Annotated in this window: 12 protein-coding genes; 8 read left to right on the top strand and 4 right to left on the bottom strand. The window is 71.3% G+C overall.

From position 1 onward, the window contains the following. A partial coding sequence (locus tag QM621_RS14875; protein ID WP_414991172.1) for an IS3 family transposase occupies positions 1-166 on the top strand: 166 nt, incomplete at its 5' end. On the opposite strand, the gene QM621_RS14870 is transcribed toward QM621_RS14875, so the two are convergent. Next, positions 145-471, bottom strand: coding sequence for a hypothetical protein (locus tag QM621_RS14870; protein WP_414991171.1), 327 nt, complete (start codon positions 469-471; stop codon positions 145-147). The two genes, QM621_RS14875 and QM621_RS14870, sit on opposite strands and share 22 nt — an antisense overlap. A 304-nt stretch (positions 472-775) precedes the next feature. Between QM621_RS14870 and QM621_RS14865 the strand changes: the two genes are divergently transcribed. Then, entirely contained in the window at positions 776-1,117 is a 342-nt protein-coding gene (locus QM621_RS14865) for a DUF2200 domain-containing protein (RefSeq protein ID WP_414991170.1), read from the top strand. Here the strand turns inward: QM621_RS14865 and QM621_RS14860 are convergent. Then, positions 1,077-1,712, bottom strand: coding sequence for a hypothetical protein (locus QM621_RS14860; RefSeq protein WP_414991169.1), 636 nt, complete (start codon positions 1,710-1,712; stop codon positions 1,077-1,079). The genes QM621_RS14865 and QM621_RS14860 overlap by 41 nt on opposite strands. 3 nt (positions 1,713-1,715) lie before the next feature. Between QM621_RS14860 and QM621_RS14855 the strand changes: the two genes are divergently transcribed. Next, positions 1,716-2,534, top strand: a complete 819-nt coding sequence (locus QM621_RS14855; RefSeq protein ID WP_414991168.1) for a plasmid pRiA4b ORF-3 family protein — start codon at positions 1,716-1,718, stop codon at positions 2,532-2,534. A 533-nt stretch (positions 2,535-3,067) separates the two neighbouring features. On the opposite strand, the gene QM621_RS14850 is transcribed toward QM621_RS14855, so the two are convergent. Next, positions 3,068-3,385: a hypothetical protein gene (locus QM621_RS14850; RefSeq protein ID WP_414991167.1), complete on the bottom strand. Its 318-nt coding sequence runs from the start codon at positions 3,383-3,385 to the stop codon at positions 3,068-3,070. Between the two features lie 93 nt (positions 3,386-3,478). Then, positions 3,479-4,642, bottom strand: a complete 1,164-nt coding sequence (locus QM621_RS14845; RefSeq protein ID WP_414991166.1) for an acyl-CoA dehydrogenase family protein — start codon at positions 4,640-4,642, stop codon at positions 3,479-3,481. A gap of 65 nt (positions 4,643-4,707) precedes the next feature. Between QM621_RS14845 and recC the strand changes: the two genes are divergently transcribed. From recC to QM621_RS14820, 5 genes are all read left to right on the top strand, one after another. Then, positions 4,708-8,079, top strand: coding sequence for an exodeoxyribonuclease V subunit gamma (recC, locus tag QM621_RS14840; protein ID WP_414991165.1), 3,372 nt, complete (start codon positions 4,708-4,710; stop codon positions 8,077-8,079). Beyond that, positions 8,076-11,369 (top strand): UvrD-helicase domain-containing protein, encoded by a 3,294-nt coding sequence (locus QM621_RS14835; RefSeq protein WP_414991164.1) that lies wholly within the window; start codon positions 8,076-8,078, stop codon positions 11,367-11,369. The genes recC and QM621_RS14835 overlap by 4 nt, the downstream gene beginning before the upstream one ends. Then, positions 11,366-13,150: an exodeoxyribonuclease V subunit alpha gene (recD, locus tag QM621_RS14830; protein WP_414991163.1), complete on the top strand. Its 1,785-nt coding sequence runs from the start codon at positions 11,366-11,368 to the stop codon at positions 13,148-13,150. The genes QM621_RS14835 and recD overlap by 4 nt, the downstream gene beginning before the upstream one ends. Before the next feature lie 101 nt (positions 13,151-13,251). Next, positions 13,252-13,485 carry a FitA-like ribbon-helix-helix domain-containing protein gene (locus QM621_RS14825; RefSeq protein ID WP_414991162.1) on the top strand — a complete coding sequence of 78 codons (234 nt, stop codon included), beginning with the start codon at positions 13,252-13,254 and terminating at the stop codon, positions 13,483-13,485. Then, positions 13,482-13,877, top strand: coding sequence for a type II toxin-antitoxin system VapC family toxin (locus QM621_RS14820; protein ID WP_414991161.1), 396 nt, complete (start codon positions 13,482-13,484; stop codon positions 13,875-13,877). Before QM621_RS14825 ends, QM621_RS14820 begins: the two co-directional genes overlap by 4 nt. Positions 13,878-13,899: the final 22 nt, after the last annotated feature.

The raw sequence follows: 13,899 nt of genomic DNA, 5'->3' as shown, positions 1-13,899 counted from the left end.
GTACCACCGGCAGTCGTTCACCACCCGAGCCCGAGCGAGGTTCGCGGTCGTGGACTACATCGAGGTCTTCTACAACCGCAGGCGCCGCCACTCCACCCTGGGCTACCGCACCCCCGCAGCAGTCCACGCCGCCCACCAGAACACTCAGACCGCGACCGCAGCCTGACCCACAAACAGACTGTCTACGAAACTTGACACAGCCCAGTGGTCCGTGAGGCCGATCGGTTCGTCGAGCCAGACGAAGCGCTCGTCGGACAGCACCGTGTCCAGGACGCCCCAGGCCTGCCGTCTGGTCATCACGTCATCGCGCATCACGGCCGGATTGGACAACAAACGCATCAAACCCATCGCCGTCACGCGGCAAACGGCGGACGGCTCGTCCACACCGTCCAGCCAGACGACCGCACGGCCGTGAGCCTCGTGACGCTGCCACACCAAGGCGAGAAGCGGCCCGACGTCCAGCAGACTCATCCGAAAGCCCGACGTACGTCATCGTCGTCCTGCGCCGACTGCGCGGCAGCGGCCACCTCGACTTGAGTGACAGGCGGACCAACCGACTCGATGAGAGGGAAGGACACCCGCGTCCCTCGGTTGGGACGGCCTACCTCGGTGGCGACAGCACGCGTGAAGAGATCTTTCAGCGACTCCCCCGTGTCGCAGCCCTCGACTTGGCAGCCCGCATCAAGTCATCAGGAAGGTCCACTGTCGTACGCATAAAAGCATATTAGCTCGCAAGGACACGCAACGGAACACTTCACCGGGCTATCCTCGCCCCATGCACCGCGTCTTCCGTATGCCTTTCGCCTCGGTCTACCCGCACTATGTGACGAAGGTGGAGAAGAAGGGGCGGAGCGTCGAGGAGTTGCACACGGTCATCACGTGGCTGACCGGGTTCGACGACGCCGCCATCCAGCATCATCTGGACGCCGAAACCACCTTCGAGGACTTCTTCGCCGACGCCACGCTCAACCCGAACGTCGAGTCGATCAAGGGCGTCGTGTGCGGGGTGCGGGTGGAGGACGTCGAGGACCCGTTGATGCGCAAGATCCGTTACCTCGACAAGCTCGTCGACGAACTCAGTCGTGGTAAGTCCCTCGACAAGGTACTGCGAAACTGATCCGGTGAACTTCACCCACTATCACCTCGATCACCGGCTCGCTGAAGTCCTCGGCCGACTGCACCGCACCCCCATCGACCGGGACCTCACCAACTGCCTCACTATCCTCGCCAACCAAGCCGAACCCTCCCCCAGCGGAGACGAACTCCGCGATAGCCTGCGCGCTCACCTCCACCTGCTCGACCGAGTCGGCGACGACGGACTGAAACTCACCCAAGCCGGTTACCTGCCACCCACCGAGGTCACAGCTCTCGCCGCCATCATGCCGGAGATGGAGGACTGGATCTTCGGCATCAATCTTGAGGTCAACGCCCAGCCCGTCCTCGCCTTCCGCCAATCGCTTCACGATGTCGGCTTGCTGCGCAAACGTCAGGGACGGCTCCTCTTGACCAAAGCCGGACAGGCCGCACGCCGAAACCCCCAAACCCTCTGGAATCATCTCGCCGAACGGCTCCTCCCCCAGAAGCCTTCCTTCGACCAATATGCCGCCGTCCTCCTCTGCCTCTACATCGGTGGCACACCGGGTGGAGACATCGACACCGAATCCATCGCCGACGCGCTCACACTGCTCGGCTGGGGTCACAGTGACGGTCAACCTGTGAACAGTAGCGACGTCTATTGGGTCTACAACCCACTCTGGCACGTCCTCGGCAATATCGGCCCCAACGCCAACAAGCGACGACGTGACCGCGCTCCGAGCCCGGCGGCCATCTCGCTGATCCGAGATGTTCTGCTGTCAGAGAAAGAACCCCCCACGACCAAGGCATCGGCTCCTATGTTCTTCGACGAACTCGACACCCGAGCACAACCCGACATCCGTCCCGTCCCGGATGACACACAGGGCTTCCGTATCCGGCTCGACCTGCGCTACACCAAGCCGCCAGTCTGGCGGCGACTCGTCCTACCCGGCGACATCACCCTCGACCGGCTGCACGACGTCATCCAAGCGGCGATGGGATGGGAGGACTGTCACTTACACCGTTTCCGATCCGACGCCGATCTGCGCAGTCCAGCCTTCATCACCACCTGGGACGTCTCCCAAGGCGACACCGGCGTCTGGGAGAACGAGGTCCGACTCGACCAGATCGTCAGCGCCGTCGGCGACACCATCGGCTACGAGTACGACTTCGGCGACTGTTGGGATCACCTGCTCCGCGTCGAAGAAGTCCTGCCCGAGCCACCAGCCGAGATCGAACTCGTCACCGGCCGTCGCGCCTGCCCGCCCGAGGACTGCGGTGGCGTCGGCGGCCACGACGAACTCGCCGCCTGGGTCGAGAGTGGCCACGCCGACAGTCATCTGCCGCCGGTGTTCGAGAACGCCCAGCAAGCCCTTGAGTGGCTGCCCGACGGCTGGCACCCGGCCGCCTTCGACATCGAACACGCTCGCGGTCTTCCAGACGACCTGAACAACGCCTGAAGCGCGGCGCTCCCGTGGGAGCGCCACGCTCGACGGCTCAGTCGAAGTCGAACCAGTCCGGGACGTCCGGGCGGCGGCCGGGACGGGCTCGACCGGAGCCGCGCGAGCCGCGGGGCGGCCCTCGACGCAGCGGGTGTCGTCGTCGAACCTCTCCGGGCCGATCCCGACCAGCGGGCCGAGAGCGTCGGCCAGGATCGCGATCTCCGCCTCGGCGATGCGCACCGACTCCACCATGGCGGGGTAAGGGCCGTCCTCGCGGGCGGCCCACTCGCGCAGGCACCGGCCGTGCACCTTGTCGACCACCACCGCGACCTCGGTGCGCAGCCGCCTGCGCATCTCCTCGCTGCGCATCACGCGGCCGGCCGTCGGGCGGCTGACGTCCATCTGCTCGTCCATCTCATCTCCTTCTCCACGACCTTCCCGGAAATAGGCGTAGGCCGCCTACGGAAGGTGTGCGAGATGTCGATGAACGACCTGGGACAGATACCGCATCCCGGCGACCGCGTCAAGCGACCGCCGGGAGCGGCCTGCGCTCAGTCCCTCCCGTCCGGGCGACGCCACGAGCCACGGCGAGGGGACGCGCAGTCGCCGTCGTACCCGAACCGCCCCGGATCGATCTCGACCAACGAACCGAGAGCGTCGACCAGCACCGACAGCTCGGCCTCGGCGATCCTGACCGACTCGGCCATGTCCGGGTACGGGCCCTCCTGGCGCTCGGCCCACTCACGGAGCCGACGGCCGTGCACCTGGACGGCCACCACCCCGACCTCGGCGCGCACCCGAGCCCGCATCTTCGGACCGCGCACCGCCTGGCGCGACACCGGACGGTGGACGCTGATCTCTTCGCTCATCTCATCTCTCCTCGTCTGTATCTCTGAGACAGGCCGAATCGCCTGCGAGATGATCTACGAGCTGTCGATGAACGACGAGGAGAGGCTATCAGTTCAGCGGCGGGCCTGGCGGATCAGCCGGCCGCCGATGATGAGGCGTTGGATCTCGCTCGTCCCGTCGTACAGGCGCAGCAGCCGCACGTCGCGGTAGATCCGCTCCACCGGGACGTCCCGCATATAGCCGGCGCCGCCGTGGATCTGGACCGCCGTGTCAGTCACTCGGCCGGCCATCTCGGCACAGAACAGCTTCGCCGCGCTCGGGGCGATCCGGCGGTCCTCGCCCGAGTGGTGCTTCCGGGCGCACTCGCGCACCAGCGCCTCACCGGCCAGCACGTCGGTCTGCATGTCGGCCAGATGCGCCTGCACCAACTGGAAGTCCCCGATCGCCCGCCCGCCCTGCGTGGCCGTCGCGGCGTAGGCGACCGACTCGTCCAAGGCCCGTCGGGCGCTGCCGACCGCGAGCGCCGCGATGTGCACCCGTCCACGCGACAGCGACGCCATGGCCGCCGTGTAGCCGACGTCCTCCGAGCCGCCGACCAGCGCCGACGACGGGACCCGGACGCCGGTGAGGATGACGTCGGCGGTCCACGCGCCCTCCTGGCCCATCTTGCGGTCCTTCGGCCCCACCTCGACGCCCGGCGCGTCGGCAGGGACGAGGAACACCGCGATCCCCGGACCGCTGTCGTCGGCCGGACGGGTCCGGGCGAACACCACGAACAGGTCGGCCGTCGGCGCGTTCGTGATGAACCTCTTCGACCCGTCGATCACCCAGTCGTCGCCGTCGCGCGTCGCGCTCGTGCGCAGTCCGGCCGGATTCGACCCCGCGCCCGGCTCGGTCAGCGCGAACGACGCCACGACCTCGCCCGACGCGATCCGCGCCAGCCACCTCTCGCGCTGCTCGTCGGCGCCATAGCCGACCAGCACCTGCCCGGCGATGCCGTTGTTCGTGCCGAACATCGACCGGAACGACAGCGACGTGTACCCGAACTCCATCGCCAGCTCGACGTCCTGCCGCAGGTTCAACCCCAGGCCGCCCCACTCCTGCGGAATCGCGTAGCCGAACAGACCCATCCCGGCGGCCTCGCGCCGCAGGTCGTCGGGGATCGCGTCGCCGTCCATGATCTCGACCTCGCGCGGCACCACCCGCTCACGGACGAAATCGCGCGTCGCGGCCAGGATCTGCGCGAAGTCCTCGTCGTCGACCTGCGTCTCAGCCATGTCCATCACCTCCGGGACGAACCTAGGCCCCGGAAGTGTCACCGCCGTCCTCTAGATTCGAGCGCGTGACCCTCCACCTCCATCGCGCCGAACGCGCCAACACTCTGGTCGACGCGTTGGCGCGCGTGATGGAGGAGCCGCCATCCGACGCCTTCGCACGGGAGTTGGTGGTGGTGTCGGGCGACGGCGTGCAGCGCTGGCTGGCCCAGTCGCTCGGGCATCGCCTCGGAGCGGCGGCGGGTCGTGAGGACGGCATCTGCGCGAGCGTCGACTTCGTCCGTCCTGGACGGTTCCTCGCCGACCTCACCGACCGCGACCGCGACCGCGACGACCCATGGTCGCCAGGACGTCTCACCTGGACAGTCCTCGATGTCATCGACCGGTGTCTCGGCGAACCGTGGATGAACGTCGTCGCGCGGCACCTCGGGCAGGGTCTGCCGGAGGCGGATCAGGCGTTGCGGCGGGGACGCCGGTACGCCACCGCGCGACGGCTGGCGTCGTTGCTCCATACCTACGCGCGACGGCGACCCGCCATGGTCCAGGCCTGGAACGACGGCCATGACACCGACGGGGCGGGCGGCGACCTGCCGCAGACCCATCACTGGCAGGCCGAGCTGTGGCGGCGAGTGAGCGCGGAACTCGACGGGCATGACTCTCCCGACCAGCGGGTCGCGGCGACGGCGGCCGGGCTGCGCGACGGGTCGGTCGACCCGGACCTCCCCGAGCGGCTGTCACTCTTCGGATCGCTCCGACTGACGGCGTCGGAGTGGGATCTCGTGGCGGCCTTGGGCGAACGGCGGGAGGCGCATGTGTGGGTTCCGTCCCGTCCCTTCGAGGTGGGGGCACCTCCCGCTTGCGGGGGACCTCGTTCCTCGTCGCACCTCAGGGAACGAAGCCTTCGATCCCTGAGGTGTGAGGGCGCCCCGCGCCCGAGTGGGGGCACCTCCCGCTTGCGGGGGATCGAAGGGTCGAGTGCCCTCCTGACTTCCCTCGGGCGGGAGTCGGCGGAACTCACCGACACGCTCCTCGCCCTCTCCCCCGAACTCGACGACCTCCCGTCCCCCGAACGGCCCGACACGCTGCTGGGCTGGCTGCAGGGCGACCTCGCGGGGGAAGGGAGAGGCGACCGCGAGCGACGGCCCGACGACTGGTCGGTGCAGATCCATGCGACGCACAGCCCCGCACGGCAGGTGGAGGTCGTGCGGGAGGTCGTACTGGGGCTGCTCGCCGACGACCCGACTTTGGAGCCGCGCGACATCGTCGTTCTCTGCCCCGACCTCGACGCCTTCGCGCCGTATCTCGACGCCTCCTTCGGGCTGGCCGACGTGCCCGGCGCGGACCATCCCGGCCACCGATTGCGGGTCCGCGTCGACCGCCGCCACGGCGGCGCGGCGAACCCCGTCGGCGAGGTGCTGCGGACGGTCGTGCGGATCGCCGTCGCCGGACGTGTCACCGCCTCCGAGGTCCGTGAGTTCCTGGCGCTCGGGCCGGTGCGCCACCGCTTCGACCTGAGCGACGACGACCTGGAGCAGATCGACGTGTGGATCGCCGAGACCGCGATCCGCTGGGGCTACGACGCCGACGGCCGGGGCCGCTGGCATCTGGACGGCCTCGCGCAGAACACCTGGCGGGCCGGACTCGACCGGCTGCTGGTGGCGGTCGCCGCCGAACCGGGCCTGCCCGGACATGGCAGCCGGCTCGGCGGGGTGCTCCCGGTCGACGACCTCGGCAGCACCGGCATCGACCTCGTCGGCCGTCTCACGCAGGCGGTCACCCGTCTCGGCGACTTCCTCGCCGCGGCCCGCCCGCAGCCGCTCTCCACCTGGGTCGACCTGCTGAGCGACACCGCCCAGGCGCTCGCCAGCACCCCCCACCGTGACGCCTGGCAGACCCAGCAGGTGCTCCGCCAGCTGGCCGAGCAGACCGGCGACGCCGAGCTGACGGTCGTCGAGGTCGACGCGCTGCTGGCCGACATCCTCACCTCTTCACCCGGCCGCTCCGGCTTCCGCGACGGCTCGCTGACGGTCTGCGGGCTATCGTCGCTGCGCTCGGTCCCGCATCGCGTCGTCTGTCTCCTGGGACTCGACGCGGCCGCCTTCCCGCGCACCGCCGCGCCGTTGGGCGACGACCTCCTCGCGCTGCGCCGCCTGCCCGGCGAGCCCGACCCGACCGCCGAGGACCGCCAACTCCTGCTCGACGCGATCACCGCCGCCACCGACCACCTCGTGCTCGCCTACACCGGCGCGAACGAGCGCACCGGGCAAGAGCTGCCCCCCGCGACACCCGTCGGCGAGCTGCTCGACCAACTCGACCAGATGCTCGGGCTGCCCGCGGGGACGGCCCGGCGGGAGCTGGTCGTCCGGCATCCGTTGCAGGCGTTCGACGCCCGCTCCTTCACTCCGGGGGCGCTCGGCGCGGACCCCCCGTTCAGCTTCGACCAGGCCGCCGCCGCAGGCGCCCGCGCCACCACGCGGCCCGCGCTCGACCCCGCCCCGCTGCTGTCGTCGCCGCTGCCCGAGCGCGTCGACAGCGTGGTCGCCCTCGACGACCTGCGCGCCTTCGTCGCCCACCCCACCCGCGCCTTCCTGCGCGGCCGGCTCGACCTGACCGTCGTCTACGAGGACGACCCGCCGGAGGACGCCATCGCGCTCGACCTCGACGCCCTGCAGACCTGGCAGGTCACCGAGCGGCTGCTCGACGCGGTGCTCGCGGGCGTGTCCGGGCCCGACGCCGAGGCCGACGAGCGGCGACGCGGCCTGCTGCCGCCCGGCCCGCTCGCCGACGACGCGTTGAACGCCGCCCGCGACACCGCCCGTTCGCTTTACACCGTCGCCGCGCCGTTCATCGACGAGCCGGCCGCGAGCCTCGACGTCGACGTGGAGCTGCCGGGCGGACGGCGTCTCGTCGGCGCGGTCGCCGGGGTCCGGCCGACGCACGGCCTGCTGGTCACGCCGTCGAAAATCGCCGCCAAGCATCTCGGGGCGTCGTGGGTCGACGCGCTCGCGCTCGCCGCCGCCGGGCAGGGCCGCCCCTTCCGACTGGTCGGCAAAGTCCGGCAAGGACGGTCGTCGGCGCCCGGGCTGCGCACGATCCGCCCGCCGTCGTCCGACGAGGCCCAGGCGCTGCTCCTCGATCTGCTCGACCTGCGCGACCTCGGCCTGCGCACCGCCCTGCCGCTGCCGCCGAAGACGTCCTACGCGCTCGCCGACGCCCAACGTCAGGGCGAGCGCTATCCACACCGCGAGGCCCGCCGCGAGTGGGAGGGCAATCAGACCTACGGCATCGACGGCGAGGACGCCGACCCCTACCACCAGTTGGCCTTCGGCGAGGCGCTGTCCTACGACGACCTGCTGCGCGTGCAGGTCGGCGGCCGCTCCCTCCCCCAGTTGGCCTCGCGCCTGTGGGGCCCGCTCCAAGCCCGGCTGGAGGACGCGTGAGCACCACCTCCGAGTTCCACATCACCGACCCGCTGCCGACGGGGACGCTGCTGATCGAAGCGAGCGCGGGGACGGGCAAGACCTGGACCATCGCGGCGCTCGTCACACGGCTGGTGGCCGAGGGGCGGGCCGGCCTCGACGAGCTGCTGATCGTCACCTTCGGGCGGGCGGCCAGCACCGAGTTGCGCGACCGGGTCCGCGACCGGCTGCGGGAGGCCGCCGCGCACCTCGACGCGGACGCCCCCGCCACCGACGACCCGCTGCTCACACTGCTCGGCGAGACCGACCGCGAAGCACGCCGCGACCGGCTGCGAGCGGCGCTCGTCCGGTTCGACGAGGCCACCATCACCACGACGCACGGCTTCTGCCACACGGTGCTGCGCGGACTCGGCGTGCTGGGCGACGTCGAGCCGGGATCGGCCCTCGTCGAGGACGACCTCGCCCTCGTCCACGACGTCGCCGCCGACCTCTACCTGCGGGCCGTGGGGTCCGGGGCCACCCCGCCGTTCTCCCCCGCGCAGGCGCGCGAGCTGGCGGGGAAGGCCGTCGAGGACGCCGCGAGCCGGCTGCTGCCCGACAGCGCCGAGCCGGGGTCGGAGGCGGACCGTCGCCGCCGTTTCGCCGAGGCGGTCCGCACCGAGGCCGCGCGACGACGGCTCGCCGCCCGGTCGCTGTCCTATGACGACCTGCTCGCCCGGCTCGCCGACGCCTTGGAGGACGACGACTCGCCCGCCCGCGAGGTGATGCGGTCACGCTGGCGGGTCGTGCTCGTCGACGAGTTCCAGGACACCGACCCGGTCCAGTGGCGCATCCTGGAGCGGGCCTTCGTCGGTCACGCGACGTTGGTGCTGGTCGGCGATCCGAAGCAGGCGATCTACGCCTTCCGGGGCGGCGACGTGGCGACCTATCTGCACGCGGCGCGGACGGCCGACGAGCGGCGCACGCTCCGGCTGAACCATCGCAGCGACGCCCCGCTGGTGGCGGCGGTCGACGCGGTCCAGCGCGGCGCGGCGCTCGGCGATCCCGACATCGTGGTCCATCCGGCCGAGGCCGCGCGTCAGGGATCACGCCTGGTCGACCCCGACCACGGCCATCCGTTCCGGCTGCGCCTGCTGACCCGCGACGACGCGAACACACCGCCGGGCAAGGGGGTGCCGGTGGGCGTGGCGCGCGCGAAGATCGCCGACGACGTGGCCGCCGACATCGCCCGGCTCGTCAGCGGCGACGCGACCTACGACCCTGGCGACGGCCCGCGTCCCGTCCAGCCGGGCGATGTCGCGGTGCTGGTGGAGAGTCACGCGCATGGCGCGCTCGTCCGTGAGGCGCTCGCGAAGCTCGACATCCCGGCGGTCAGCGGCGGCGGGCTCGACGTGCTGCACGGCCCGGCCGGCGCCCACTGGCTGACCCTGCTCGCCGCGGCCCACACCCCGCACCGCAGCGGCCTGGTGCGGGCGGCGGCGCTCGGACCGTTCTTCGGCGTCCGAGCCGAGGCGCTGGCCGACGAGACGAGCGGCGACGCGCTCACCGACCAGATCGCCTCCCGGCTGCGCGACCTTGCCGACGTCGAGCGGACGCACGGCCTGAACGCGCTCACCGAGGCGCTGCTCGGCGGCGACGTCACCGCGCGGCTGCTCGCCGAGGGCGGCGGACGGCGGCTCGTCACCGACCTGGAGCACGTCGGGCAGGTGCTCGCCCAGGCCGCCCGCGACACCTCGCTCTCACTCGTCGGCGTCATCGACTGGCTCACCGAGCACCGTCGGGCGGGCGCGCCGCCGACCGACCGGCTGCGCCGCCTCGACAGCGACGCCGACGCGGTGCAGATCGCCACGATCTTCGTCAGCAAGGGCCTGCAGTATCCGGTCGTCTACGCGCCGTTCCTGTTCGACCGGTACACCCGCGAGCGCGAGATCCTGCGGCTGCACGACGACGAGGGGCGCCGCTGCCTCGACGTCGGCGGCCCGCATCCAGCCCGCCGCGAGCATGTCGAGCGCGACGCCGCCGAACGGGCCGGCGAGTCGCTGCGGCTGCTCTACGTGGCGATGACGCGCGCGCAGTCACAGCTCGTCCTGCACTGGGCGCCCACCTTCAACGGCAAACACGCGGCCCTGACCCGGCTGCTGTTCCGGCCCGACCCGGACAGCCCCGGCGTGCCCGACGTCCTGCCGCCGCCGTCCGACCTCGACGCGGTCGCCCGGCTGCGCGCGTGGTCCGAGCGCGGCGGTCCCGCGCTGGAACGCATGCAGACACCGCGCGCCCGTCCGCTCTCGCCCGCGACGGTCGACGTCGAGTTGTCGGCACGGTCGTTCACCCGAGAGCTCGACACCGCCTGGACACGCACCTCGTACTCGTCGTTGATCCGCCGTGAGGACGACGCGCCGGTCGCCGTCGCCGTCGAGCCGGAGGAGCCCGACACCGACGACGAGAGCGAGGTCGTGGTCGAGGACGCCCCCGAGAGCGACCTCGGCCCGTCGCCCTGGGCCGAGCTGTTCGGCGGGGCCGACCTCGGCACCCTCGTCCACGGCGTGTTGGAGGACGTCGACTCCGAGGCCGACGACCTCGACGCCGAGGTGCGGGGCCACGTCGAGGAGCGTCTGTCCCGCCGACCGCTCCCGGTCGACCCGGACGTCCTGACCAGCGCGCTCGTCGGCGCGCTCACCACGCCGCTCGGCCCGCTCGCCGACGACCTGACCCTCGCCGAGGCGCTGGCGCTGCGGCCGTTCCGCGAGATGGACTTCGAACTGCCGCTGGCGGGCGGCTGGCGTCCGCATGGCCCCGGCGGCACGCTGTCCGACATTGCCGATCTGATGGAGGAGCATCTGCCCGAGGGCGACCCGCTGCGCCCGTTCGCGCCCGACCTGCGCGATCCAGACCTCGGCTGGCGGTCGCTGCGCGGCTATCTCAACGGCTCCATCGACCTGTTGCTGCGGCTGCCCGGCGACCGCGCCCTCGTCGTCGACCACAAGACCAACCGGTTGGAGGGTCCGGGCGGCGGACTCGAGGCCTACGCGCCCGACCGGCTCGCCGAGGCGATGACCCACACCACCTATCCCCTGCAGGCGCTGCTCTACACGGTCGCGCAGCATCGTTTCCTGCGCTGGCGGCTGCGCGGCTACGACCCCGACACCCATCTGGCGGGCGTGCTGTACCTGTTCGTGCGCGGCATGACCGGCCCCGACGTGCCGCGCGCCGCCGACGGCGCGCCCTATGGCGTGTTCGCGTGGCGGCCGCCGACCGCGCTGGTGCTCGGCCTCAGCGACCTGCTCGACGGCTCCGCCGGGAGGACGCCATGACCGAGACCGGATCGATCGAAGCGCTCGACCCCTTCGACCGTCGCGTCGTCACCGGGGCGACGGGGGTGCTCGGCGCGTTGAACGCCGTCGGGCTGCTCGACGCCTCCGACGTGCAGGTGGCCCGCGCGCTCGGCCGTCTCGGGGCCGAGGACGACGAAGCGGTGCTGCTGGCGGTGGCGCTGACCGTGCGGGCGGTGCGGTTGGGGTCGTCCTGCGTCGACCTGGAGCACGCGGTGGCTGACCTGCGGGTGGAGGCGCCCGACCTCGCCCTGCCCGCCTACACCGACGATCCGGCGGCGTGGCGGGCCCGGGTGGCGGCGAGTCCGCTGGGGTCGGGGCCGGATCGCGTGGTCATCGTCGAGGAGCCGCTGCTGCACCTGCCGCGCTATCACGCTTTAGAGGTGTCGCTGTGCGAGCGGCTGGCCGCCCGGCTCGGCGCGACCCCGCCGACCGTCGACGAGGCCCTGCTCGACGCCGACCTCTCCCGATTGTTCGACGGCCCGACGTACGCCGAGCAGCGCGAGGCGGCCGTACGCGCCGCCCACACGTGGACGAGCATGTTCACCGGCGGCCCCGGCACCGGCAAGACCACCACCATCGCCCGGCTGCTCGTCGCGCTGCGCTCCCAGCAGTCCGCCCGCGACGCCGGGCGGCCGATCAGCGTCGGACTCGCCGCGCCCACCGGCAAGGCGGCCGCCCGGGTGCGGGAGTCGCTGGCGCGTGAGGCGGCGAGCCCGGTGTTCACCGCCGACGAGCGCGCCTGGCTGGAGGGTCTGCCCGCCGTCACCCTGCACCGGCTGCTCGGCGCCCGCCCCGACCATCGCACGGCTTTCCGCCATCACGCCGGGCATGCACTGCCCTATGACGTGGTGGTGGTCGACGAGACCTCGATGGTGTCGCTGTTGATGATGGAGCGGCTGGTCCAGGCCACCCCGGCGGCCTGTCGGCTGGTGCTGGTGGGCGATCCCGACCAGTTAGCGTCGGTGGAGGCCGGGGCGGTGCTGCGCGACGTCGTGCGGGGGGTCGGCGAGACGGGCGGCTGCGTCACGCATCTGACGCGCGGCCACCGTTTCGACGGGGCGGTCGCCGAGTTGGCCGAGGCGGTCGTCGCCGGTGACTCGGCCCACGCCCTCGACGTGCTGACCGGCGGCCACGACCACGTCCGGCTGGTCGATCCCGACCAGGTCGCGAGCGTGATCGACGACCGGCCCCGCGCCCAGGCGCTCGCCCTCGCCCGGGCCTCGGCCGACGGCGATGCGGTGGCGGCGCACGCGGCGCTGGCCGAGCACCGGCTGCTGTGCGCGCACCGTGAGGGTCCGGCGGGCGTTGCTTTCTGGAACGACCAGTTGGAGCGGGTGGTCCGACGGTTCCCCGACCCTCGCCGCCCGTGGTTCGCCGGACGTCCGGTGCTCGTCACCCGCAACGACCCCTCGCTGGGCGTCAACAACGGCGACGTGGGCGTGGTGGTCGAGGAGGACGGCCGCCTAGTGGCCCGCCTCGACACCGGCCAGTCGGTCGCCGCCGCCCGGCTCGCCTCAGCGCAGAGCGCCTACGCCAGCACGGTGCACCGCAGCCAGGGCAGCGAGTTCACGCACGTCACCCTGCTGCTGCCCGACGAGGACTCCCTCGTGCTGACCCGCGAGCTGCTCTACACCGCCGTCACCCGCACCCGCGGCACCCTGACGGTGGTCGGCACGCCCGAGGTGGTCCGCCACGCCATCGACCGCCCCACCTCCCGCGCCTCCGGCGTCGAACGCCGCCTGCGCACAGCGCTGGGCTGAACGGTGTCCTGCGGAAAGGCGGCTACGCCAGGCAATTTCTGAATGTCATGGCGACGAAGAAAGGCTTGCGCATGTGATTGTGATGATGTCATCATCATTGCATGACCACCATGATTCAGGTGCGCAACGTGCCGGACGATCTTCATCGGGAACTCAAGGTGAGAGCGGCTCGTGAGGGAGTCACCCTGTCCGAGTTGGCGTTGAACGAGTTGCGGCGCGCAGTCTCGTTTCCGAGCGTTCGTGACCTGAGCGAACGTCTCGCCTCCCGGCCGGTGCGCAGCTACGGAGGCGAGACAGCCGCGGAATCGACCCGCGCGGAGCGAGACTCTCGGTGATCGTTCTCGACACGTCGGCGGCGATCGAGTTATTGCTCTCCTTGCCTCGGTCGAGGCAGGTGCAAGAGCACGTGGAACGCGCGGACTGGCGCATCGCCGCGCCTCAACTCCTGGTGATCGAAGCGCTGCAAGTCTTACGTCGTCGCGTCGCCGCCGGGCTGACGAGCCTCGATGAAGGCGAAGAAGCTCGTGAACTGCTGGGACAGCTCGGTATTCGATACTTCGACCACCAACTGTTAGCTGACCGCGTATGGCAGTTGCGAGACAACCTCACCGCGTACGACGCGAGCTTCGTGGCGCTGGCTGAGTTGCTGGACGCCGAACTCGTGACGACCGACGCCCGTTTGGCGGGAGCTCCCGGCCATGCCGCGAGGACAACGGTGGTCGCATAGACGCCTTTGAGCACCAGACAAC

This window comes from Aeromicrobium sp., from assembly GCF_047606445.1.
Classification (GTDB): Bacteria; Actinomycetota; Actinomycetes; order Propionibacteriales; family Nocardioidaceae; genus Aeromicrobium.
Note: the sequence above shows the minus strand (reverse complement) of the source record. Positions and strands in the feature narration are given on the sequence as shown.